Annotated in this window: 21 protein-coding genes; 12 read left to right on the plus strand and 9 right to left on the minus strand. The window is 38.8% G+C overall.

The window, feature by feature from the left end; all coding sequences use genetic code 11:
* Positions 1-684 precede the first annotated feature (684 nt).
* A complete protein-coding gene (locus H5159_RS06440) occupies positions 685-1320 on the plus strand; it encodes an isoprenylcysteine carboxylmethyltransferase family protein (RefSeq protein WP_182696525.1) in 636 nt (211 codons plus the stop codon).
* Between the two features lie 253 nt (positions 1321-1573).
* On the opposite strand, the gene H5159_RS06445 is transcribed toward H5159_RS06440, so the two are convergent.
* From H5159_RS06445 to H5159_RS06455, 3 genes are read right to left on the minus strand one after another with little or no spacing between them, the layout of a single operon-like run.
* On the minus strand, positions 1574-3595 hold the full coding sequence (locus H5159_RS06445; protein WP_182780018.1) for a bifunctional diguanylate cyclase/phosphodiesterase: 2022 nt from the start codon (positions 3593-3595) through the stop codon (positions 1574-1576).
* A 4-nt stretch (positions 3596-3599) separates the two neighbouring features.
* Complete coding sequence (locus H5159_RS06450) at positions 3600-4127, minus strand: YfiR family protein (protein WP_182780020.1); 528 nt, start codon at positions 4125-4127, stop codon at positions 3600-3602.
* A 9-nt stretch (positions 4128-4136) separates the two neighbouring features.
* Positions 4137-6197: a TonB-dependent receptor domain-containing protein gene (locus H5159_RS06455; protein ID WP_182780022.1), complete on the minus strand. Its 2061-nt coding sequence runs from the start codon at positions 6195-6197 to the stop codon at positions 4137-4139.
* Positions 6198-6676: 479 nt separating this feature from the next.
* Here H5159_RS06455 and H5159_RS06460 point away from each other — a divergent pair, with 479 nt between their 5' ends.
* The 4 genes from H5159_RS06460 (at position 6677) to H5159_RS06475 (ending at position 10644) form a co-directional block, all read left to right on the plus strand.
* Entirely contained in the window at positions 6677-7552 is an 876-nt protein-coding gene (locus H5159_RS06460) for a sensor domain-containing diguanylate cyclase (RefSeq protein ID WP_182733413.1), read from the plus strand.
* Between the two features lie 443 nt (positions 7553-7995).
* Positions 7996-9012, plus strand: a complete 1017-nt coding sequence (locus H5159_RS06465; RefSeq protein ID WP_182780023.1) for a kelch repeat-containing protein — start codon at positions 7996-7998, stop codon at positions 9010-9012.
* Entirely contained in the window at positions 9009-9725 is a 717-nt protein-coding gene (locus tag H5159_RS06470) for a Sir2 family NAD-dependent protein deacetylase (RefSeq protein ID WP_182780025.1), read from the plus strand. The genes H5159_RS06465 and H5159_RS06470 overlap by 4 nt, the downstream gene beginning before the upstream one ends.
* A gap of 121 nt (positions 9726-9846) precedes the next feature.
* Complete coding sequence (locus H5159_RS06475; RefSeq protein ID WP_182780027.1) at positions 9847-10644, plus strand: response regulator; 798 nt, start codon at positions 9847-9849, stop codon at positions 10642-10644.
* Positions 10645-10708: 64 nt separating this feature from the next.
* Here the strand turns inward: H5159_RS06475 and H5159_RS06480 are convergent, their stop codons facing one another.
* Positions 10709-12022, minus strand: coding sequence for a M20/M25/M40 family metallo-hydrolase (locus H5159_RS06480; protein ID WP_182780029.1), 1314 nt, complete (start codon positions 12020-12022; stop codon positions 10709-10711).
* Positions 12023-12427: 405 nt separating this feature from the next.
* On the opposite strand from H5159_RS06480, the gene H5159_RS06485 reads away from it, so the two are divergent.
* Entirely contained in the window at positions 12428-12886 is a 459-nt protein-coding gene (locus H5159_RS06485; RefSeq protein ID WP_182737660.1) for a GNAT family N-acetyltransferase, read from the plus strand.
* A gap of 122 nt (positions 12887-13008) precedes the next feature.
* Here the strand turns inward: H5159_RS06485 and H5159_RS06490 are convergent, their stop codons facing one another.
* Together H5159_RS06490 and H5159_RS06495 are read right to left on the minus strand one after the other, a co-directional pair.
* Positions 13009-13689, minus strand: coding sequence for an SDR family oxidoreductase (locus tag H5159_RS06490; RefSeq protein ID WP_024597443.1), 681 nt, complete (start codon positions 13687-13689; stop codon positions 13009-13011).
* Between the two features lie 48 nt (positions 13690-13737).
* Positions 13738-14418 carry an SDR family oxidoreductase gene (locus H5159_RS06495; RefSeq protein WP_182737661.1) on the minus strand — a complete coding sequence of 227 codons (681 nt, stop codon included), beginning with the start codon at positions 14416-14418 and terminating at the stop codon, positions 13738-13740.
* A gap of 275 nt (positions 14419-14693) precedes the next feature.
* On the opposite strand from H5159_RS06495, the gene H5159_RS06500 reads away from it, so the two are divergent.
* Complete coding sequence (locus H5159_RS06500; protein WP_182780031.1) at positions 14694-15548, plus strand: mechanosensitive ion channel family protein; 855 nt, start codon at positions 14694-14696, stop codon at positions 15546-15548.
* Positions 15549-15640: 92 nt separating this feature from the next.
* Here H5159_RS06500 and astB read toward each other — a convergent pair whose 3' ends face one another.
* From astB to H5159_RS06515, 3 genes are all read right to left on the minus strand, one after another.
* On the minus strand, positions 15641-16987 hold the full coding sequence (gene astB, locus H5159_RS06505; RefSeq protein WP_170071193.1) for an N-succinylarginine dihydrolase: 1347 nt from the start codon (positions 16985-16987) through the stop codon (positions 15641-15643).
* 635 nt (positions 16988-17622) lie between these two features.
* The gene (locus tag H5159_RS06510; RefSeq protein ID WP_182780033.1) at positions 17623-18729 is read right to left on the minus strand and encodes an L-dopachrome tautomerase-related protein; all 1107 of its coding nucleotides are present in this window, start codon (positions 18727-18729) and stop codon (positions 17623-17625) included.
* A gap of 45 nt (positions 18730-18774) precedes the next feature.
* A complete protein-coding gene (locus H5159_RS06515; protein WP_024595413.1) occupies positions 18775-19209 on the minus strand; it encodes a MarR family winged helix-turn-helix transcriptional regulator in 435 nt (144 codons plus the stop codon).
* Between the two features lie 129 nt (positions 19210-19338).
* On the opposite strand from H5159_RS06515, the gene H5159_RS06520 reads away from it, so the two are divergent.
* From H5159_RS06520 to H5159_RS06540, 5 genes are all read left to right on the plus strand, one after another.
* Positions 19339-19767, plus strand: coding sequence for an organic hydroperoxide resistance protein (locus tag H5159_RS06520; protein ID WP_024595412.1), 429 nt, complete (start codon positions 19339-19341; stop codon positions 19765-19767).
* Between the two features lie 176 nt (positions 19768-19943).
* On the plus strand, positions 19944-20300 hold the full coding sequence (locus H5159_RS06525) for a metalloregulator ArsR/SmtB family transcription factor (RefSeq protein WP_024595411.1): 357 nt from the start codon (positions 19944-19946) through the stop codon (positions 20298-20300).
* Positions 20301-20320: 20 nt separating this feature from the next.
* Complete coding sequence (locus H5159_RS06530; RefSeq protein WP_182780034.1) at positions 20321-21331, plus strand: ArsJ-associated glyceraldehyde-3-phosphate dehydrogenase; 1011 nt, start codon at positions 20321-20323, stop codon at positions 21329-21331.
* A 24-nt stretch (positions 21332-21355) separates the two neighbouring features.
* Complete coding sequence (gene arsJ / locus H5159_RS06535; protein WP_149603491.1) at positions 21356-22573, plus strand: organoarsenical effux MFS transporter ArsJ; 1218 nt, start codon at positions 21356-21358, stop codon at positions 22571-22573.
* Positions 22574-22680: 107 nt separating this feature from the next.
* Complete coding sequence (locus H5159_RS06540; RefSeq protein WP_182724130.1) at positions 22681-24801, plus strand: methyl-accepting chemotaxis protein; 2121 nt, start codon at positions 22681-22683, stop codon at positions 24799-24801.
* The last annotated feature ends 69 nt before the right edge of the window (positions 24802-24870 follow it).

Consider the following 24870-nt stretch of genomic DNA (forward strand, 5'->3'; position numbering starts at 1 on the left):
TAGTGAAACGAAACAGCGCCGATGATAGTGTAGCATTTGCTATGTGAAAGTAGGACATTACCAGGCTTCAAATTGTAGAGAGCCCGACTAGAAATAGTCGGGCTTTTTTACGTCTGCAGAAAAGTAAAATGTGCGCAATTATCATCCACTCACAGCAACACCCATCACGTAGGTCGGGCGAGCACAGCGACTCCCGACGTTAAAATCACAGCAAAATCCCTCAATATCTCAGTGGGCCAATCCAGTAGCATTTGCTATGTGACTCTCCACCGCTGTGGGCACTACGACATTACCAGGCTTCAAATTGTAGAGAGCCCGACTAGAAATAGTCGGGCTTTTTTACGTCTGCAGAAAAGTGAAATATGCGCAATTAATATACACTCATACCAACACCATCAAGTAGGGCGGAAAAATAGATCACTTAATTAAGCGAATTGGCATAAAAATAAAATTGTGAACTACCGAATTTACGTTTTCGGTTTGTGTAAGCAGTTGTTTAGGTGAAGTATCAAACAGAATTTATAAATTAGTTTGATTAGTTGATTATAACTCGTTAACTAACCACAGACTTAGCTTGTTTATGAGGGCAATGAATACTAATATGATTTCATGATCTTATAACTAAATCTATTGGCTTAGTTGTTTTAAAATTACTACCAATAATGATTGTGAGCTGTAACTTAAATGCCTTATGAAACATTTGTAGATGACTCTGCATCGCTAGTTGAATTTACCCGAGTTTACTTAGCTATTTTTTATACTTTTGTTGCCGGATTTTATACATTTAGAATTATTTATAAAAATCGAAATACACCATCTGGCGTTATTTATCCCGGTGATAAATTTTGTACTAGTTGGTGGAACCATATGGTTTTTAAATTTTTCAGGGCTGCTATTTGGTTTATATGTGTAATTAGAGTGTTTGTACCTGAGTTAGATAGCTACCTTGGGCTATTCCCAATTCTCAATGGCTGGCCAGGTGTATTATTTGGCGATATTTTATTGAGTGCAGGTTTTATTTTGACGATGTTTGTACATTTTCATATGGCGGCACTTTGGCGTTCAGGAATTGATCCTAAGGGACCACATGAGCTTAAAACATCAGGATTATATGAATACTCTAGGAATCCGATGTATTTAGGCGTTGTAGCTGCACAGGTGGGGTTCTTTTTAGCCTTACCTAGTATATTTAGTTTGACCTGTTTAGTTATTGGTTTTACAGCTATATATAGACAAACATTAGTTGAGGAGGCTCATTTAGCCCATCGTTTTTCTATAGAATATAAAGAGTATAAACAACTAGTCCCTCGCTGGTTATAGCTTGGGATTGAGCTTTAAATACGTGGATTTTTAAGGCAAAAGTAAAGAAGTGTTCTGTGTTGGCTTGCTAAAATCCAGCACAATAGACATAAATCAGATCACTTCTTTTTGTTTTATACCAATTCGCTTAATTAAGTGATCTATTTTGAGGATGGAAAAACGTGTTGATAGCTAGGCAAAAAAATTGCTATTTAGTTGTTCTAAATGAGAATTTTTTAACACAGGTAGCGACCCGTTTAGCCCCGCAAAATGATTAAGTATTATTGCGGATTGGTATTATATACTTTTCCATAAACTCTTGTTTAGTAATTGCCTTTGAAAAAATGTAGCCTTGAATATAATCACAAGCAAGCTGCTTTAATAGGTCATACTGTTTTTGTGTCTCAACTCCCTCAGCAACCACCATTACGTCTAGATTGTGAGCCATAGTGATAATAGCTTTCACGAGAGCAATACTATTATCGTTTGATTCTATATCGTTGATAAATGAGCGATCTATTTTTAAAATATCTATATCTAAGCGCTGTAAATACGCCAAAGAAGAATAACCAACACCAAAGTCGTCAATCGCAATATCTATATTAATAGTGCTTAAGCGTTTTAATTGTCGTTGTATTGACGAGTCGGGATCCATTAAAGTATTTTCAGTGACTTCAATTAAAATGGTGTTTGCGGGTAGTTGGTACTTTTTACTTGCAAAAATCCATTCATCCACCCAGCAACCAGCGCGGTCAATTTCAAGAGGTGATGTATTTACACTGACTTGAATTGCCTTTTCACTTAAAACATTGAATTGGACGGTATCTTGAATTGCTTGAGATTTTACCCATTGGCCGATATCGTTTATTAATCCGTTTTTTTCAGCAACTGGTATAAATTCATTTGGCCCTATTAGGCCTCGTTCAGGGTGGTTCCAACGAATTAAGGCTTCAGCTTTTGGTACTGATTTCCCGTCAATTGAAAATATAGGTTGGTAAAATAATTCAAATTGGTTTTTAACAATTGCAGTGCGTATTTCCTCTATTAGACGACGCTTTTCTGTGGCTTTTTCTTCGATAGCATAGGAGAAAAACTCATAGCGATTCCGCCCTTTATTTTTAGATAAATACATTGCTTGGTCAGCGCGTCTAACGAGCTCTTCTACTGTTAAACCATCAGCAGGGAAAAATGTTAAACCTATGCTTGCAGTAACATAGACTGTCTCTTTTTTTACTTTAATGCTCTGCATTAAGCTTCTTTTTACTGCTTCGGCAATTTTTGATGCTTCATCCGGGCTATTTACACCCTCTAAAATTAATGTAAATTCGTCACCACCCAAACGTGCGACTGTATCTTTAGTCGTTATACAACTTTGCAATCTTGTGGCTACTTGGTGTAAGAGTAAATCACCGTAGTCGTGCCCTAGGCTGTCATTTACTTCTTTAAAGCCATCCAAATCTATGAATATAAGGGCAAACTTCATTCCCTTAATACTTACTAAGCTTTGTAGTTTTTCGTAAAAATAACGCCTGTTCGGTAAGTCGGTTAATCCATCTTGGTAGGCATATTGTTGCAACTGAATATTCGCATTTTCAAGTTCATTAGTACGCAGTCTCACTTGGTTTTCTAATGAATTTTCTCTTTGCTCAATGTTGTATAACATAGCATTAAAACAAGAGGTTAATTGTCCTACTTCATCTTGTGATAGCTGTTTAGCGCGTAAGCTATAATCATGTGATGTGGTTATTTTATTTGCTGTTTGAGCTAAATATAAAATAGGGTTTAAAAAGCGACGCCTTAATAAAAGAGATAAAATTAGGCTGATGGCAAAGGTGAATACCATCAAAATCATTATAAATTTAAAGTAAAAAGTAATTCTGTCTTGAATGTAGCTGTTGTTAGCGCGTATTTTTAATATACCGTAATCATGCATATCGAGCTGAAGGGGTGTACTCACTTCAATACTTTGCTCCATATCTTCATCTTTGGATTGCGCAATAACAAGTTGCTCACCTGTCACACTTGTTACCATTATACTAATAACATCTGAGCGTATAAGTATTGGGTTTATAAGCTCTTGCACTGCATCAATATCATCAAACATAAGTGCTGTAGTTATATTCGGTGAAAGCATTTTTGACAGAGAGCCCAAGCTTTCTATTTGTTCCTCTTGAGCGCTGGTTATTTCATAAGCACTAAATACAATGGTTACTGTCGCGGTTGATACAAGTGCAACACTCATTAAGATAAATAGTAATTTTTTGCTCATCGTATTTAATGCAAATAGTTTTTTCATTGCACTACCTATCTACAACGCGGGCAAGGCGTAGCACTTTTGAGCTCATAGTAATGCCTGCATCTTTAAGCTGCTTCGGAGCAATTTCAAAGCGAATTTTACCACTGGAAAGAAAAAACCTGATATGACCGCCATTTTCAATAAATGTGTCTGTTTCACCAATTAGCATAACGTTTTTCAGCTCTAAAGGTGTTATGTTTTGCCATTCGATAAATGTATCAGAGGTAATAAATAGCATGTTACACGCCGAGGTTGTTACTTCATCCAGAGTGATTAATTTATTGTATAGAGGTAAGTTTTTTATAGTGCGATTTTTTAAAGCGTTGTTAGCCGCATCAATAAAGTATTTATCAGGGCTACAAATAATAAATTCATTAAGAGATCCTAAATGATAATCCCAGTGTCCAAAACGTGCAAAGTTATATAAGAAGCCTGCTTTTAGCATGTATTCTTTTTCAACAGCGCCAACGCTGGCACTAAGAAGTGTCAACGTTATTAAGCTACTGTGAATTAAACTTCTTAATTTAATCATCTAATTAACTTAGAAATTTGCTGAAATTGTAAATGTAATACATTCATCAATATAGTTTGGTAATGTATAGGTTTCGCGCGTATTATTGTACTCAATATGTGAACCTGCAAAGAGGTTTTTACCCGAAATTGCAGTAGACCACACAGGTGTTGCTTGCCAATTCCAACTAACATCTAACGTTGTGTAATTATCAGTGTTATATGCATTTGAGTTTATTGCGCGCAATGTCGCAAACACATTATGGTTGGTTAAAAAAGAATAATCGGCTTTTGCAAATAACTGCCTGTTTTTAGAGTCATAGCCGATTGCGGGCTCTACTCGAGGAGGTAAATCGTAGTTATAATCGGTGTAACTATAACCAAACTCAGTATTGAGATTATCAACAGGTTGCCATGATACAACTAGGTCGAACCCTTTAGTGGTCGTGTCTGCTACAGATGCAAAGTCTAAATCTATGCGAGTCATTGTTAGTGCTTGAAATACTTCTGGGATTCTCCCTGCTAGAAATAATTCAAGTATAGGTGTGAATTGTTCAGCATGCGTATTCATATCAATAACCGCTACGTTATTAGCATCGGTATAATAAGTAGAAATATCCAATGACCAATCGTTAGCAGTAAAACGGTAACCTAATTCATAAGATAGATAGTTTTCAGATTTAACTTTGTCGTTACCATTTAGGTAGGTTGCAATTCGGTAGTCGTCTATTTGTCCAAAGCCAGAGCTTAAACCGGTAAGATCTTTAATTTCAGTACCATTAACTTTAAAGTTGTCGTTAAATTCAATCAATGTTGGTGTACGTACACTTCTCGATATAGCACCCCAAGTAAGGTGGTTATCTACTGGTTTGTATATAAGCCTTGCTGACGGTTGATTTTCCCAGCCAGTTAAATCGTTATGATCAAGCTTAGTACCAATAATAAAATCGAGTGTATCAGGCGTCACATTGTATTGAGCTTGAACAAGTGCACCAAACTGTTTGAGGTTATCAAAGTTTTTATCGCTATCTAAAAATACACTTTCTGCGAAAGAGATAGAGTTATACCGGTAGTTTAATCCCCAATCTAGCTGTAGAGATTGGTATATGAAGTTCATTTGATAATCAATATCTATCGATTCAAAATCTTCTTTAATATAATCTTGGGAACCATTTTGTTTCAGCCAAGAAATTTGTAGCATTTGATTGGCATCGGGCGACACTCTGTTTTCAAGGCGTGCCATTATGCGTGAGTCTGTTCGCTTTAAATCATCTGAGAATGAAATGTTTTCGTTGGTTTCATCTATAACACCTCGGTAGTTTTGACCAAGTGTTGAGTGAGTAACGTCCCCCTGTAGTAGCGCAGACCACTCATCATTAGGGGTAAAGTCAGCCCGAAAACCTAAAGAATTTTGTTTAGTTGTATCGTTAGGTGCGAGTAAGATCCCTTTTTTTGATTCATTCGCATCTTTTACATGACCATACACACGGTAGCTGCCTATGTTACTTATATCACCACCGTAACGAAGATTTGCATCAACATTTATTTGATTACCAGTTGTTACGTTTGCGTATCCACCGCGAGTATCAATACTGTTTTTAGTAATGATATTAATCACGCCATTATTTGCGTTACTACCCCAAAGTAATCCGCCTTGTCCGCGTATTACTTCAATGCGTTCAATGTCATACAAAGGAACGTTGAGTGTTTCCCAATAAACTGCAGCAAATTTTGGGGTATATAAGCTTTGTCCGTCAATCATAACCAATAGTTTGCTAGAAAATCGAGAGGCGATACCTCTTGATGAAATAGCCCATTGATTGTTATCGAGCTGACGTACAATTAAACCAGGCACCATTTTCAGTGCTTCAGGTACTGATGTAGCACCAGAGTTAGTAATTTGTTCTTTACTTAATACATAAATAGATGAAGCGGTATCAAATGCTGATTGTGCTCTTTTCATCGCAGAAGTTGCTTGTACATCCATGCCCATTAAAGCATCAAGATCGAGGTCTTCATCTTCAAACGGCTCGGCCGTTAAGAGAGGGCAAACAAAAAGTAATGGCCAAAACAAACGTTGTGATATTTTCACCCAAAAGTCTCCTGCGCAATCAAAAATCAAAAACAGTCTTTGTTTTTGTAATACATGTGATATCACACAATATTAACATACATTAACAGTGTAAAAGCATAAATGAGATTAAATCAAGGTAGCTAATTTTGTAGTAGTTAAAAGGTCTAATTTCGCCCAATTGAACTGTAAAAATATAGTTAAATGAACTTTATAAGTATATTTATTAAAGAGTCAGTAAAATGTAAATAGCTGATAGTTATATGTTTATATACGACTTAAAATTTAGTCTATTTCAGAATAACTTCAAAGTATTTATGGTTATTAAATATTTAATCTTAACTTTTTCGTGTCATGCTTCTCAAAGCAATATTAATTATATGGGCACAATTTATACCTAGCCCTGTGTTATCTGCGATTGTGGTTTAATTATCTTTGCTTTTGTTAAAGCTATATAGAATACTTAAATTTGCTTGGTTTTGCTTTAAAGGCACCAAAGTATGATAAAAAATGAATTAATTAAAGTAGAAGAAGTACTCGATTTAATGCTTGATGCCGTTTGTGTGGTAGATAAACAAGGCACATTTGTTTTTGTAAGCGCAGCATTTGAGCAAATTTTTGGTTATACGGCCGACGAAGTTGTAGGCAAAAAGATGATTAACTATGTTTACGAAGGTGATCATTACAAAACGCATAACGCCGTAACTTCGCTATTGTCTGGCGAAACGGTAAACCCTCGCTTTGAAAACCGCTGGATGAGAAAAGATGGTCAATTAGTCCATATATTATGGTCTGTTCGTTGGTCAGAGCAACATCAAGTAAGAATTGCAGTAGCGCACGATATAACTGAGCGAAAAGTAATGGAAGAGCAGCTCCATTACATGGCTCGGCACGATGTGTTAACTGGTTTGCCTAATCGCTCTTTATTGATGGAGCGATTAGAAAAAGTAATTATTAGTGCAACTACAAACAACACATTTTTTTCTTTACTGTTTATAGACATAAATGGCTTTAAAGCAGTAAACGACACCCACGGACACGAAACTGGCGATAAGCTTTTATGTGCTATAGCAAAAAGGCTTTCAGCGTCGGTTAGGCATTACGACACAGTAGGGCGTTTAGGTGGAGACGAATTTTTAATTATTTTAGATAATTTAAGTTCTAGCCACGAAACCGTCAGAATAAAAAATAAAGTCCTCACTGAGTTTAAAGCTGTCTTTAAGTTAGATGACGTACTACTAAATATTTCCCCCAGTATTGGCTTTGCAAACTACCCAGAGCACGGACAAACAGATCATGAACTTATAAAATATGCTGATCAAGCTATGTACAAAAATAAACAACAAGGCTTAGATAACGTAACCTATTTACCTTAAAAAATTATGCTGAACTACCACCTTAGACAGCTCATCTTCACAACGCCCTTAACTACAATACATTACTTAGCGCCACATTTTTAATAGCGGTTTTCCAGCGCTGCGTTAAAAATCTATAAATGCTCTTACAGCAGTTTGTAGGTAGTTCCTTGATAAATAAACTGCACAAGTAATGTCTGGGTGATAATGAAGGCAATTACCGTATAGGCAGTAATACATTTTTTACTAATGATGCAGGCGAAAGCAAAGTTTCGGTCACTGATTACGCAACAGCAATGGTTGATGAAGCGCAAAAAGGAGTGTACGTAAATCAGCATATTAGTATTGCCTACTAATATGATTACTAATCAAAAACGTTTGATTATTTTGATATAACAATACTGGCTCACAAGGCTAAAATAATTTAATCTGAGCGTATTAATTCTTATTAAATTATTTGCCTTATGAGCCTTCTTTTTTCTCTTGCGTTAGCAAGCCTTCCCGCTTTACCTGAGCCTGTTGCAAATAATGCTGTGGCTAAAGTTATTGTAAAAAACCAGCCCTACTTTTTAAGCTTTATGGGGCTGGGGCGCGATAAACAATACTCGTCAGTGCATAACAAAGTGTGGACGCTTAAAGTTGGCGATTCACAGTGGCAATCTAAAACTGGTGTGCCTTCAAGCTTGCCATTAAAAGGGCGCTTAGCAAGCACCGCAGTCGGCTTAGGCGAGTACGCTTATGTGTTTGGCGGTTATACGGTAGCAGAGGATCATACTGAAGTTTCAAGCCCCGACGTATATAGGTACGACGTAATAAAAGATACCTACACTCACCTTGCTAGCATGCCAGTACCCGTAGACGATAGCGTAGCGCTGAGCTACAAAGCGCGTTACATTTATCTAATTAGCGGTTGGCATAACGACGGCAACGTAAACTTAGCACAAGTATACGACACGCAAAATAATACATGGCAACAAGCCTCGCCATTTTTAGGTGAGCCCGTATTTGGCCAAGCCGCTGCTATTAGTGGTAACACCATTGTTATTTGTGATGGCGTTAAAACACAAGCTAATCCTGATTCGCGTCGCTCGTTTGCAGGTGTAGCACAGTGCTTAAAAGGCACAATAGATTCAACTAACCCACAAAAAATAGATTGGCGTACCTTGCCACATCCAACAGGCACTGCTCACTACCGAATGGCAGCCACCAGCTATAATGGCAATATTTATATGATGGCAGGCTCTAATAACCCATACAACTACAGCGCAATAGGCTACGACGGCAAACCTGCACCAGCAAGTGACCATGTTTGGCGCTTTAGTATCAAAAAAAACGAATGGCAGATTTTATCCCCAGTTGAAGTAAAGAGCATGGATCATCGTGGTTTACTTGAGCACAGTGGGGTTTTATATAGAATTGGCGGCATAGATAACAGTCAGCAAGTAAGCGCTAACGTACTCGGTTACGAGGTTGAAAAGTGAACACTCTTTACATTACAGGAGCGGGAGTCAGCGCAGCCAGTGGTATTCCCACCTTTAGAGGGGAGGATGGTTATTGGACCATTGGCAGTAAAAATTATACGCCTATGGAAATGGCAACGCGCGTAATGTATCAAAACGCCCCAAAAGAGTTTTTAGCATGGTATTACCATCGCTTTGCAACGTATCGCAACCATGGCCCAAACGACGTACACCATTGGCTAAGTGACAAAAACCTAATTACTCAAAACATAGATGGGCTTGATGGCAAAGCGGGTAACAAAAATTACATAGCGATACACGGCAGGCTTGATCAAATGACCTTATTTCATGAGCAAGGTGAGCCTGTCACGCCACTTGCCACCCCGTGGGATAGCGTAGACGAAAGCCGCCTGCAAGAGTCTCTTTTTGAGCTATTTAATATTCAAAACCAAACGCCTGAGCTAAACCATTCATTTAAGCCCTTTGTTTTATTATTTGACGAATACTACACCGAGCTTTACAGAATAACACAAGCACAACAGCGTATGCTCAACGCCGATAAAATTGTATTTATGGGCACCTCGTTTAGCGTTAATATTACGCAAATGGCAATTGAAATAGCCCGAAATTACGATATTCCTGTTGAAGTGGTTGACCCTGAACCTGCACATATTTTACACGCTAACGTCACATATAAAAAAATGAATGCATTAGATTACATTCAATCTAATTAATAAGTGCTATATTTTAAAGGGGTTGATAATGTTTTCTTAAATATTAAAATCTCTTTATATAATATTAACGAGTCAAAAATGTTATTATTATCCTGATTATAACAATACTAAAGAGATCTGAATGAGCGACTTAACTGCAATAGCAAACTTGTCCCTTTTACTTGTAGAGCCTTCAGAGGTTCAGCAAAAAATAATAATAAAATCGCTTTTAGAAAGTGGTGTAAAACAAGTTGAAACTGCATCTACACAAACACAAGCGCTTAGCTTATTAGCAAGTTATCACCCTGATCTAGTTATAAGCTCTATGTATTTATCTGACGGGACAGCCGACTCACTATTGCAAGAAATAAGATCAAACCCTATCACCGAGCATCAACCTTTTATGCTTATATCGAGCGAGCGTAATAAAAAATACCTTGAGCAATTACGCCAATCGGGTGTGCTGGCTATTTTGCCTAAGCCTTTTAGCGCAAAAGCCATTACCCGCGCACTCAAAGCAACCCTCGATATTATAAGCGAAGAAGAAGTAGAACTTGATCATTTTGACGTAACGCTGCTGCGAGTTTTAGTGGTAGACGACAGCCGCTTTGCGCGTAAACACATAATACGTGTACTTGCAGGGATGGGAATACCTGCACCAATAGAAGCTGAAAACGGTAAAGAAGCTATTGAGCACTTGAATAACCAACCGTTTGACTTAATAGTAACCGACTACAACATGCCAGAAATGGACGGGCGAGAACTAACAGAAGCCGTTAGAAGCTCAAATAGCTACTCACATATTCCTATTTTAATGGTGAGCTCAGAGGCAAACGACACTCACCTAGCTAATATTGCTCAAGCGGGAGTTGATGCTATTTGTGATAAACCGTTTGAACCGGCCACAGTGCGAGAATTACTGTATAAAATAATGTCTTAAAAGTAAGTACAAGCGTAGGACGGTTATTATTTGGCCTACGCTCATCTTTAAAATACATTTACTATTACAGTTTTCCTAATCTATAAATGAGTAATGCCGTTTTTTTAATGTTTTTATCAAGGCTGGTTAAATCGGCTGTTTCGTTTTTAGTGTGCGCACCGCTGCCCATCAAGCCTAAACCATCAAGTGCCATATCAACATGGTTTGCCGCAAACGAAATATCAGCCGCACCTGCATTGCGTGGATTGGCGGCTACTACTTTGTTGAAGCCTAAGTCGTGGCTTGCGTCGCTGTATAATTCTAATAGCTTTTTATTGCCATCAGTTAATGCCATTGGCGGATAACCATCTTCAAAAATAAGCTCTGCTTTACTGCCATCTAAGTTTTTAGCCACAATTTGTAGCATAACCCTTTTAGCGCTTTCTACCTGCTTTGGCGAAAGTGCGCGTAAATCACCTGCAACATGCACGGTTTGTGCAATTACATTGCTTTTACCAAACGCCGTTGCTGACGAGTTAGCACTGTCGTAGTCGGCATTGGTACCGCCCACAATAAGCCCTGGGTTAAATGTTAAATTAGGTTGCGTGGCAAGTTGCTCTCTAAAATCATTTAAAATGCGTGATGCCTCGTAAATAGCGCCATAACCAACGTTTTCGCTAAATATTTGCGAAGAATGCGCCGCATTTGCCGTTACGTTTAGCGTCCAACCGGTATAACCACGGCGCGCCGCCATAGCGGTTTTAATATTGTTGTCACCATTTTCATAACCAAGCGCTACGTCAGCCCAAATTGCCGCATCAACAATAGCTTGTTTAGATAAGCTAAGCGGGCGACCGCTGCTTTCTTCATCGCCAGTCAGCAATACTTTTATGCTTACATTTTCGAGTAAATTAAGGGCTTGTAAGCTTTTAAGTGCGGTAATTATTATCGTGTTACCGCCTTTCATATCGGCAACGCCTGGGCCACTGGCTGTATCGGCATCAAGTTGTTTGTAGGTAGTAAAGTTATCGTTTTTGGCAAATACCGTATCTAGATGGCCGATCATCAGTATTTTTATTGCATCGGGGTTTTTACTCTCATGGGTTGCCAGTACATGTCCTGCGCGGTTAAACGCACTGCCATCCAGCCATTCTACTTTAAAACCAATGGCCTTAAGTTGCTCGCTTGTCAGCGCGCCTACTTTTTTTACACCTTCAATATTAAGCGAACCGCTATTAATATTTACGGCTTGCTCTATTTCTTTAAGTGCTTGAGGAGTATTTTTATCGACCTGTTTTACTATTTCACGCTCATTTTTATCAAGCGCCGCATGGCTTGTAAGCGGTAGGGTACTAGCAAGTGTAAGGATAAGTGCATGGCTAAATTTTAAAAATGACATAACAGCATAATAAGTGAGAAATAAGAATATTTAATATGAATTAAAAATACACAGGATTCAATAGAAGTAGATTGTGATTTTTAACTAATTTTATAAGCAATAACGAGTTACAAGTTTAAGGGTCAAAGGGTGAACGTGTTATTAGTTTAAACACAGGTACTTAAAATATAATCTTTTAATTAATAATCAAGCTGCATAACTAAACAGTAATTTGTCTGATATTACTGAACTCCACCATTTTGGGGTTTTGCTGCATTTAGGAAAGGTAAGGCGAAGCTAACTAACTGTTTACAGTTGTTTATTTTATAGCTAGGATAAAGTCATTGTAATATAAGGACATTTGCCGGTTTGTAAAGCGACAAATGTCGTAGACTAAATTGTTAGTTGCCAAAAGGAATTGAGTATATGGAAATATTTCACGCCACAATAGAAGATGCAGAATGTTTACTAGAACTTCAGCGCGTAGCTTATCAATCAGAAGCTGAACTGCATAATGACTTTAATATCCCGCCTTTAACTCAAACGCTTGATGAACTGAAAGCAGACTTTGAGAAGAAAATCATTTTGAAAGTTGTTGATAACGGTAAGTTATTGGCAAGCGGTCAAGCTCGCTTAGAAGCTAGTAGTTGTCATATTGGACGCATGGCGGTATGGCCTGAACTGCATGGCCAGGGTGTTGGCTCTAAGTTGCTTTCTTCACTTGAAACTGTATTTCCAGAAGCTAATCGTGTCGAGCTTTTTACAGGGGAGTTTAGTGCTTCTAATTTAGCGATGTATAAACGCCGTGGTTATTCTGAGTTTAAAACGGCAAAGCTGGGTAAAACGAGAGTTGTATTCTTAGAACGCAATCTAAAAAGCAGCTAACAAGCTTTTATTAATGCCGAATACTTTCCCTTCATTCTATCTAGCCGGTATTTAGAATTAACAACCATCAGGTTTAATACCATTAGCATTAAACCTGACAGCTCAAACTCAACCAATCAACGTTAATTAGTCGGCATTAAATAAATCTCACGTACGCTGTTGCGCTGGTTTGCTTCAATAGCAAACAGTACAGCGTCGGCTACATCTTGTGGGTCGAGTTTATCGGGTTTTGCCTCATCAAAAAACGGGGTGTTTACCATACCTGGTGCTATGGTGGTACAGCGGCCATTCCACTCACTCATTTCCTCAGCTAAGTTTTGTCCAAAGCCATAAGCAAACCATTTAGTTGCACCGTAAATAGAGCCGCCAATTGGCTTACGGCCAGCGGCAGAGCTGGTTAATATAAAGTGACCTTTATTTTGGCGTAAATGCGGCAGTGTTAGTTTTGCAGTCCATAGCAGCGCTTTAATGTTTATGTCGATCATGGTTGACCACTCATCCGGATCGCCTTTTTCGGTGCCAGCGGTTGAAACACCCATGCCTGCGTTAGCAAAGGCTACATCCAATCGGCCAAACTTTTCAATGCCTTTTGTTACTACGTTTTCAAGTGCGGTAAAGTCTGTGGCATCTGCAGCTACGCTAAGTGCGTTATTTGAGCCTAATGACTCAACTAATTTAGTTAATTTGTCTTCGCTTCTGGCGGTTAAAATGACTTTGTGACCATTGTTAACCAGCGTTTTTGCGGTTGCTTCGCCAATACCGCTTGAAGCACCTGTAATGAGGACTATTTTTTCTTTCGCCATGATTATTTCTCCTATGTTTACATATTCAAAATTATGAGAATAGTTTTACTAATGAGTTGGTCTTAAATGTATTTCTCTGATGTTATTGCGCTGATTTGCCTCAATGGCAAATAGCACAGCATCGGCAACATCTTGCGGGTATAACTTGTCAGGTCTTGCTTCATCAGTAAAAGGGGTATTTACAGCGCCTGGGGTGATGGTTGTACAACGCCCATCCCATTCACTAATTTCTTGTGCTAGGTTTTGAGAAAAACCGTAAGTAAACCACTTGCTTGCACCGTATATAGAGCCTTTAACAGCTCTGCGACCAGTTGCTGAGCTAGTAATAATAAAGTGTCCTTTGCTTTGGCGTAAATGCGCAAGCGTTAGTTTTGCAGTCCACAGTAGGGCTTTAATGTTTATGTCGATCATGGTTGACCACTCATCGGGGTCGCCTTCTTCAACTCCTAAAGTGTCTAGCCCTTTACCTGCATTAGCAAAGGCAACATCCAGACGACCAAATTTTTCAATGCCTTTAGCAACAACGTTTTCAAGCGCGGTAAAGTCGGTTGCATCTGCGGCTACGCTAATGGCGTTATCTGAGCCCAATGACTCTACTAATTCAGTTAATTTATCTTCGCGTCTAGCGGTAAGTATTACTTTATGACCATTGTTAACCAGCATTTTTGCGGTTGCTTCGCCAATACCACTTGAAGCGCCGGTTATGAGTACTATTTTCTCTTTTCCCATAGATAACCTCTTTTGTGAACCTTGAAAGCTTAAAATAACCATACCAATAAACGATTAACCTATATTGAATAGGCGCTATAAATTAGCCGTAAATAGGTGGGCTCTACGTATCAAAAACCATAGTTTTAACGGTATTTTTAAAGTTGAAATAAGTGATTAAAAAAGATAGGTTTAAATTTTTTATTCTATATACTCGCGCCACTTCTTTTGAAGTCGGTTTTTATTAGATTTAACCATTATTTTGCTGAGTTTCAGCCACATTTATCGGAACAAACATGAAAGATAAACTTTTAGCGTTTTGGCAAAGCCATTCAGAAACAATCATCACTTTAGGGTACAAAGTGATTTTAGCGTTGGTGATTTTAGTTGCGAGTGCCTTAATTGCACGCTCGGTTAAAAAGGCGATTAAAAACTCTAAATCGCCATTAAAAAGGGTAGATAGTACGCTACTCCCGCTTTTATCGAGTATTGCTGGTTATTTAGTTTATATAATTGGTGGGCTATTTATTTTAGATATTTTTGGCGTTAATACGGCAAGCTTAATTGCGCTAATGGGCGCTGCAGGTTTAGCGATTGGTTTAGCCCTTAAAAATACGCTGAGCAATATTGCTGCGGGTATTATGCTGCTAATACTCAGACCTTTTAAAATAGGCGACTTTGTTGATGCCAGTGGCACGCTTGGTACTGTGAGTGAAATAAACCTGTTTACCACGATTTTTAAAACCACCGACGGTCTTTATATAGCATCGCCTAACGGCAAAGTATGGGGTGGCAATATTAAAAACTTTACCCGTAACGGCAAAAGACGGATGGACATAGTGGTGGGTATTTCGTATGCCGACTCTATTGATGTTGGCTTAAATGTACTTAAAGAATTAGCAGCATCAGAGAGCCGATTACTTGCAGAGCCTGCTCCTAAAGTAATGGTGACTTCAATAGGCGAAAGCGCAGTAAACATTCAATTACGTGCGTGGACTGTTAATGGTGATTATTGGCAAACCGTGTGGGATTTAAATAAACGTGTTAAAGAAGCAATTGAAGGCGCTGGGCTGAGTATTCCGTTTCCGCAGCGTACGCTGCATTTATCGGAGTCGATGGCGTCGGCAATAACTGTTAACAAAGATGCTTAAATATGTATTAACATAAACATAAACATAAACACGAATAAAAATAGCGAGCCTTTGCTCGCTATTTTTGTATTAGCCTTTGTGCTGACGAGGTATTAACCTTCTAATTGAAAGTCGTACACTGAGCCTAAATTAAGTAGCTGCGTTAGCTCATCAAGTGCTTGGTAGCTTTCGGTGAGTAGGGCTGAATCTGCAAAGTCACTTGCGCCTAATTTGTCGCGGTAGTTACGTTTTGCCCAGTCACACAGTTGTGTGTATTTAGTATCGGTTAAAATAACCTCTGGGTTTACTGCAGCAAGTTCTTGCTCGTTAAGGGCTACACGTAAACGCAAGCACGCAGGGCCGCCGCCATTTTGCATACTTTGGCGTAAATCAAAAAACTGCACTTGGTTTACTGGGTTATCAGCCATAATCATTTCTTCAATGTAGGCGTTAACCGCGCTGTTGCGTTTACACTCTTGTGGTGCCACTAACAGCATTGAACCATCTTCAAGGCTCACTAACTGGCTATTAAATAAGTAACTACTTACAGCATCGGAAATACTTACTTTGTCGGTAGGTACTTCAATAATGTAAAATTCTTTATTGCCTACATACGCTTCGCGAATATCTTGCAGTGCCAGAGCTTGGTTTAAAAATGCTTGCTGGTGGCACAGTAATACATTGGCGTTACCTACTGCAATTACATCATTATGAAACACACCTTGGTCTATTACGTCTGGGTTTTGCTGTAGTAAAATTTGGCTTGAATCTTTTAAGTTATGTAAACGACAAATTGCTTCTGAGGCTTCGAGTGTTTGCCTTGCAGGAAACTTAGCGGGTTTTGGTAATTGGCTGTTAAACGCGCTGGCACCAAATACAAACATTTCAAGGCCTTGTTCGCCGTGGCTGTCACAAAAACGAGTATGGTTTGCTGCACCTTCGTCGCCAAAAAAGCCTTGGTCTGGCAAATGGGTATGGTGCGCAAAGTATTTGTCGTTATTAAACATAGCCTTTAATAAGCGCGTAGTGGTTGCAGGCTCTAATGAACGATGAAACTTATTATTTAAATTAGCTGAAGTAAAATGTACTTTGCCGTCGGTTGTATCAGGAGATGGCGATACCGTAGCAGCATTGGCTGTCCACATTGCTGACGCTGAATAACATGCGCGTAATAAAATAGGGTCAGCTTTAAACGCTTTATGAATTACTTGTGCATCGTTACCGTTAAAGCCTAAGCGGCGCAGTACGTTTAAGTCGGGGCGCGCATGAGGGGCAAATACACCTTGAGTTAGGCCTTTGTCATGCATGGCTTTCATTTTTTCAAGGCCTTGAAGTACTGCCTCTTGAGGATTTGAAAAGCTTGCTGCGTTATTTAACGAAGCAACATTACCATACGATAAACCAGCGTAGTTGTGAGTAGGACCCACTAAGCCATCAAAATTAACTTCCAAAGCGTTCATACACGTTCCAACTAAAAATTTTCAATAGGGTGCAACAATACAACGCAATAGGGTTGCTTGCAAAGTTATAAACGCAGTGTTTTTACTAATTTTTGATGTTTTTAAATGGGGAATTTATTACAAGGGAGTTGTTTTGATATTGAACGATTAATTTGAAGTTTAACTAAAATGTACATATAAATTTCATAGTGTGTAAAAGCTTAGCCTAAAGTAGGTTTATACATTTAAGCTTTATGCCAAGCCTTTACACAATACGATGTTACTTAACATAGACGCGCTCTTTATCAGCGGTGGTATGGGTATTTGTTGGATCATTAACTTGCCAAACGCTAATATCTAAACGCCATAAAAGGTAAAGGGTATGGTATAAGTTGAACATGGTTTTTCCTTGGTATTTTCACTGAACACATCAGTTTATTGGAAGAAGTATGCCAACATTAACTTGAATATTTTATGAATAGAAATCAGGTATTTAGTATTTAAGTGTAAATACGTACTAAAGGATTAGCACCAAAGCGGTGAAGTATTTTTAAAATATGCACCAGTGTGGTGTGTTTTTAACAAAAAGCCCTGCAACTATTAGGTCACTTAAATGTGCAAGGCTTTTTAAAAAATACAGTCACTCAAAAAGCAAATTAGCGGCCTACTTTTCCTTTTACTAAAGGCTCGAACGACATTACTTTAAACTTACCGTGGCTTTGATTTTTGCCATTATTAAGTACAGGCGAATTATGTAAGTCGTCAACGGTAAAGTATATTTTATGATCGGCTCCGTAGCTAAAGCCATCAGGCCAGCTCAAACGTTCGTCTTTAAATAATACTTCGTAGTCGCCAGTGGGTTTAACTACGCCAATTGCGCCATTGGTTATGTCGGTTACATATATGTTACCGCCGCCATCAACAATAATACCATCTGAAATTGGCTTAGTGCCGTAACGCGTAACTTTGTCTTCAAGCGCTTTAGCCGAAAGGCTCTCGTTATTTATATCGCTGGTGGCAATGCGGTAAACCGACGTACCCGACATTGAGCCAAAGTAAAGCCAGTCTTCGTTAGGGTCAAGCGTAATAGGGTTAACACCTAAGCGGGCTGGTTGTCCGCCAAGGCTCATTGTGCGCCCATCAATAACCATATCGATATTTTCGGCGGTGGTGTAATGGCTATTTTGTAACACTCTGCGTGCGACACCTGTTTTAAGGTTTACCGTAATAATAGCGGCTTGGCTGCCTTGGGCTGTGTCGGCAATGTATACAACGCCATGTTTATTATCGATGACTAAATCGTTTAAAAACGAGGTGTCGGTAATGGTCGGTTTAGCCAGATAAATAATTTTATGTAGTTGCTCTTTGTTTGTATCCCAGCCTACTAAGCGCCCAGCGTGATCGGGCCCTGAAGTGTCGAGCATCCATAATACACCATCGCTTGATACGTTTATGCCAAGTACGTCGTAAAAACCTTTACCGTTATTGTACGCGTATGCCCACTCTTCATTAGGGTAGGGCTTAGTTGTACCATCGCTTAAAAGCTCCATAATTTTTTGCTTTTGGCCAAAAAAGCCATGCACAGATAAAAACTTTCTGCCCGATGGGGTAATAGCAATGTTGCCCGGAGGGTGCTGCGCATCAAAGGTGGCTACTGTTTTTAAATCAGCATTTTGGCCAGCGGTGTTAGCAGTTACAGCGTTGCTACCTAAAAGTGCCGTGCTACACGCCGCTGCTAATAGTAGTTTTTTAATATGAGTCATTTTTAAAACCTTTTAAAACACGTTTATTGTTTAAAAATTAAGAGCCTAATCGGCTAAGTCGTTTACTACTAAATCGAGCAGCTGCATCAACTGTTTCGCTTGTGTTGCATCTACACTATCAAATTTACATAAAATATTTTTAGGAATATCGGCTGCTTTTAACTTAAGTGATTGGCCATGCTTGGTTAGCTGAACTAGGCGTTTGCGTTTGTCGTGCTCATCTTTAATAACAGCCAGTAATGATTTGTCGCTCATTTTTTTGAGTATTTGGGTCATTGCACCGCCATCTATCGCGGTTTTATCTATTAGCTCTGCAATTGTTATTTCGTCTTGCTCCCACAGCGCCATCATTACTACGTATTGCGGATAAGTTAAATTTAGCTCGTTTAAAGGCTCGCGATACGCACGCGCAATGCTGTTAGATGCCATATATAACCGATGACATAACTGATTTTTTAACTTTAATTGCTCAAACGGCATAACGTTATCCTTTATTTCGATACATGGCATTTTAATTTGCATGCAAAGTATTTGCAATCTCTAATTACTTGTTCTATTATTTTGCACACAAACTAAATTGATTGATATTTTTAAACTTTGGAGTTCATTATGAATGTATTACAAAACGTAGCTTACACAGCAAAAGCAACTGCAACTGGCGGCCGTGAAGGCGTAGCTAAATCTGATGATGGTCGTTTAGATGTAAATTTATCAACACCTAAAGGTTTAGGCGGAGACGACGGTCAAGGTACTAACCCTGAGCAATTATTTGCCGCAGGTTATGCCGCGTGTTTTATTGGCGCACTAAAATTTGTAGCAGGTAGCGAAAAAATAGATTTACCAAGCGACACACATATTGACTCACAAGTATCTATTGGCGCGATTGAAGGTGGTTTTGGTATTGCAGTAAAACTTGCTGTATCACTAGGTGATATGGATAAAGCTGCAGCACAGGAGCTTGTAGATAAAGCGCACCAAGTATGTCCATATTCAAACGCAACACGTGGCAATATTGAAGTAGAGCTTTCAGTTATTTAATTAATTGCTAAGTTAACTAATACTGTAATAGCCCAGTGGTTTTGCCACTGGGCTTTTTTGTGCGTGGAGTTTAATAAAAATGAGTCGTTAAATAAACATACAAAAAATCATATATTCACTATTCCATATATTCTGTTTTTGTTTTATTGTATGTGTAATAAAACTGCGAGGACAATATGGAACAATTCAACCCACTTCAATTTTATAAATGCCTAGCGGACGATACGCGTTTAAAAGCAATGCTGCTCATTAGCCATCAAGAAGAGCTATGTGTATGCGAACTGGTTACTGCACTTGAGCTAAGCCAGCCTAAAGTGTCTCGCCATTTAGCGCAGTTAAGACAATGCGGATTGTTGAGCGACCGTAAACAAAATCAATGGGTTTATTACAGTATTAATAAAGCCCTACCAGAGTGGGCTAAAAATGTATTAACGCAAACGCTTACTGCTAACCCTTCATTTTATGAAAACGATTTAACGCGCTTAAATGTTATGGGTAATCGCCCTGAACGTATTACTAGCTGCTGTAACTAACTTATTAAAGGTATTTAATTATGACTATTAAAGTAGGTATTAACGGTTTTGGCCGTATGGGACGTTTAACTCTGCGTGCAGCAGTTGATTGGCCAGAAATAGAGTTTATTAAAGTAAATGATGTAGCGGGCGATGCTAAAACCCACGCACATTTAATTGAGTTTGACTCAGTACACGGGCGCTTAGCACAACAGGTTTCTAGTGATGATAATAGCTTTAGTGTGGGTAAGCATACGATTGCAGTTACCAACAACAAAGCCATAAACGAAACTGATTGGTCTGATTGCGATGTAGTAATAGAAGCCAGCGGTAAAATGAAAACCACAGAGCTGTTAAATCAATATTTAGCGCAAGGTGTTAAGCGTGTTGTGGTAACCGCACCTGTAAAAGAAGACGGTATTTTAAATGTAGTAATGGGTGTAAACGATGATCTTTATAACCCAAGTGAGCATAACATTGTTACAGCCGCCTCTTGTACTACTAACTGTTTAGCGCCAATAGTAAAAGTACTGCAAGAAAAAGTGGGCATTAAACACGGCTCAATGACTACTATTCACGACATTACTAATACTCAAACGATTATTGATGCCCCTCATAAAGATTTACGACGTGCGCGTTCATGCGGTACAAGTTTAATTCCTACTACAACCGGTAGTGCAACGGCTATTACGCATATTTTTCCTGAGCTTAAAGGTAAATTAAACGGCCATGCCGTGCGCGTACCTCTTACTAACGCATCAATTACTGATTGTGTTTTTGAGCTCGAGCGAGGTGTTACACAAGACGAAGTAAACACGTGGTTTAAAGACGCTGCAAATAACGAGCTACAAGGTATTTTAGGCTACGAAGAAAAGCCGCTTGTATCTATAGATTACAAAACAGATCCGCGCAGCTGCACTATTGATGCGCTTTCAACCATGGTAATTAACAACACTCAACTTAAATTATACGCTTGGTACGATAACGAGTGGGGTTATGCAAACCGTACTGCTGAGCTAATGCTTAAAGCTGCACAAAGTGATTTGGTTTAATCTCGTTTAAAAAGGTTTAACGCTATGTTTGCGCAGTTGGCTAACTTACCGAGCTCTATAAAACAATATTTAATAATTACTGGTAACTATTGGGCATTTACTTTAACTGATGGTGCGCTACGCATGTTGGTGGTGCTGTATTTTCATCAGTTAGGTTATGGCGCATTTGCGATAGCCATGTTGTTTTTGTTTTATGAAATATTTGGGGTGATCACCAATTTAGTAGGTGGTTGGCTTGGCGCGCATTTAGGGTTGAACAAAACCATGAATGTAGGGCTTGGGCTACAACTTGTCGCTTTAGCCATGCTTTGCGTGCCAGGGGATTGGCTAACCGTTGCCTATGTTATGGCAGCGCAAGCACTGAGTGGCATAGCAAAAGACTTAAATAAAATGAGTGCAAAGAGCGCCATTAAGTATTTAGTACCACAAGACGATGCAGGGCAAAGCCAATTATATAAATGGATTGCCATACTTACGGGCTCTAAAAATGCTTTAAAAGGGGTGGGCTTTTTTTTAGGCGGCTTATTACTAACTGTATTTGGTTTTGTGGGGGCATTAATAAGTCTAATTATTTTACTTAGTGTTGCGTGGGTTATTAGTTTAATTTTTTTAAAAGGCGATATTGGTAAAGCTAAAAATAAACCTAAGTTTAAAGAATTATTTTCTAAATCGCGGGCAATTAACTTACTTAGCGCAGCGCGTTTATGCTTGTTTGCAGCGCGCGATGTATGGTTTGTAGTTGCACTACCTGTTTACTTAGCCGCTCAGTTTAACTGGGATCATTGGTGGGTCAGCGGTTTTATGGCTTCGTGGGTAATTGCTTATGGGCTGGTGCAATCGCAAGCACCGCGAATAACTGGGCAAGGTGATTCAACTTCACATTCGGTCAAAAAAGCATACTGGTGGGTTGCTTTATTAAGTGGTGTAACTGGCATTTTGGCGTTGTTGATGCAATTGGATATAGCGGTACATTTTACGCTTGTAATAGGCTTACTTATTTTTGGTGGAGTATTTGCTGTAAATTCATCGCTGCATAGTTACTTAATAGTAAGTTTTGCTAAAAATGATGGGGTGTCACTAGACGTTGGCTTTTATTATATGGCCAATGCGATAGGGCGTTTGCTTGGTACGGTGCTTTCTGGTTGGGTTTTTCAAGTATATGGGCTTAGTGCGTGTTTATGGGTAAGTGTGTGTTTATTAGTTTTAGCCGCAATTACAACAGCACGGTTAGCTAAACTTTAAAAAACCCAACGTATTGTATTAAATTCAATTTGTTTAACGATATTCATAGCTTCGTTGGTTAGATCTACTAAACTGTATCAGTAGTTTTAATTTAAAGGGTGTAATGAATGCGAGAAATATCGTTAGCAAAAAAGTTACTCTGGCTTAGTGTCGGTAGTATATTTATAACTGTACTAGTGTTATCAGGCGTTTTGTGGTGGCAGTTATCATCAAGTAATAAGCAGTTAGCGACTAAATCTGAAGAGTACATTACTGTAGAAGTAGAAGAAAAGCTTAATGCTCATGCAGCTGGATACGGAGAAAAAATTGCAGGCTTTATTAATGAAGCTTACCGCATTCCTTATTCATTAGCGGCTTTATTAGGTGACGCAGCCAAAAGCGAAACCCTGAGCCGCGATACAGTAGTAAGTATTAACCGCTCGATGTTAGAGCAAAATACTCTGCTTTCTTCTATATATTCGCAATTTGAGCCTAATGCTTTTGATGGGCAAGATTCGAGCTTTAAACAAGGTTACAAACATTCGGTTAATGGTAATGGCACCTTAGAGGTGTATATTACTCGCGACCAAAACGGCGTAATTGAACAGCAAAAAGTAGCTAATGCTGCCGATAAATATATTACCTCTTTAAATGAATTTGGTATTCGTGAAGCGCATTGGTATTTGTGTGCAAAAGACACGCTTAAGCCTTGTATTATGGAACCGTATTTATACGAAATCCCATCGGGCGACTCAGTAATGCTAACTTCGTTAACTGTGCCTATTTTAAAGTCAGGTCAGTTTATTGGTTTAGCTGGCGTTGATTTAACGCTCCCAACTTTTCAGGGCTTAACCGAAAAGCTGTCGAGCGAGCTTTACAACGGCCAAGCAAAAGTAACACTTTTAAGTGATATAGGTTTAATTGTAGGCAGCAGTCACTATAAATCTAAATTAGGCCGCCCATTTAAAGAGGCGGTTAGTAGCAACACTTACAGTGAGCTGGTTAAATTTAAAGGCCAACATGGTCTCTTTAAAACGCCTAGGGAGTATTTAGTTAACTACCCAATTAATATAAAACTAGCTAACACTCAGTGGTCATTAATCATAGAAGTACCTACAGAACTAGCACTTGCAGGGCCTGAAGCGCTAGAAAAAAACATGCAAGAAACAGCAACATCACTCAGATTTATTATTTTAATAACAGGCTTAGTAATTGCTGTGGTTGCTTTTGTTATTATGAAATTAGTAATAGCAGGTGTAATAGCGCCGCTACAACAAATTCAACAGCGGGTTGATAACCTCGCAAGTTCTGAAGGTGATTTAACACATACATTGCATGTTGATAGTCACGCAGAGCTTATTGCATTAGCTGGTGGGTTTAATCGATTTTTAGCAAAGCTACGTGATTTAATTTCTGAGCTTAAAACGGTGTCTGATCAAACCAAGCAGCAAGGCGAAATAGCACAACACATAGCTATTGATACAAAGCATAATGTGCAATCTCAATTTCAAGAAATTGAAAGTGTGGTAACGGCTATGAACGAAATGAGCGCAACAGCACTTGAAGTCGCCAGAGCATCAGAGCAATCAGCCCAACAAGCCGATGAAATAAATAGCTTGGTAGTAAGCAGTGAGTCGAGCTTGTCATCAGCGATGACGCAAGTTAAAACGATGTCTGAAGAAATTAAAGAAGCTAACCAAGCCGTTGAAAAAGTTGCTTCGCGTAGTAAAGACATTACGCAAATATTAGATGTAATTCGTACTATTTCAGAACAAACAAATTTACTTGCACTTAACGCTGCTATTGAAGCTGCGCGCGCTGGTGAACATGGGCGCGGCTTTGCTGTTGTTGCCGATGAAGTACGTGCACTTGCTTCTAAAACGCGTTCATCAACAGATGACATAAGCCAACTAATTGATAGTTTATTATCTGAAGTAGGTAACGCATCTACCGTTATTGAAAAAGGCGTAGTACGTGCACAAAATGCCGTTGATGAAACATCAGTAGCTTTTGATGCTCTGCACAGTGTTGTTGTTAAAGTTGATGAAATAACCAATCAAATTACACATATTGCAACTGCTGCTGAAGAGCAAAGTTTAGTAACTGAAGAAATAAACCGCAATTTAACGCTTATATCTGATGCCGCATCGCAACTTGCTGACTTATCTACACAAGCAGGGGATAGCAGCGAAGCGCTTAATGCACTCGTTGCCCAGCAAGATAATGAACTTAATAAGCTTAAAACGTAACTTACAAATTAAGTTTTAAGCACAAAAAAATGGCCAGTTAATACTGGCCATTTTTATTTAGTAGAATAA

The sequence above is a fragment of the Pseudoalteromonas sp. SG43-1 genome (assembly GCF_014164415.1).
In the GTDB taxonomy this organism is placed as follows: Bacteria; Pseudomonadota; Gammaproteobacteria; order Enterobacterales; family Alteromonadaceae; genus Pseudoalteromonas; species Pseudoalteromonas distincta.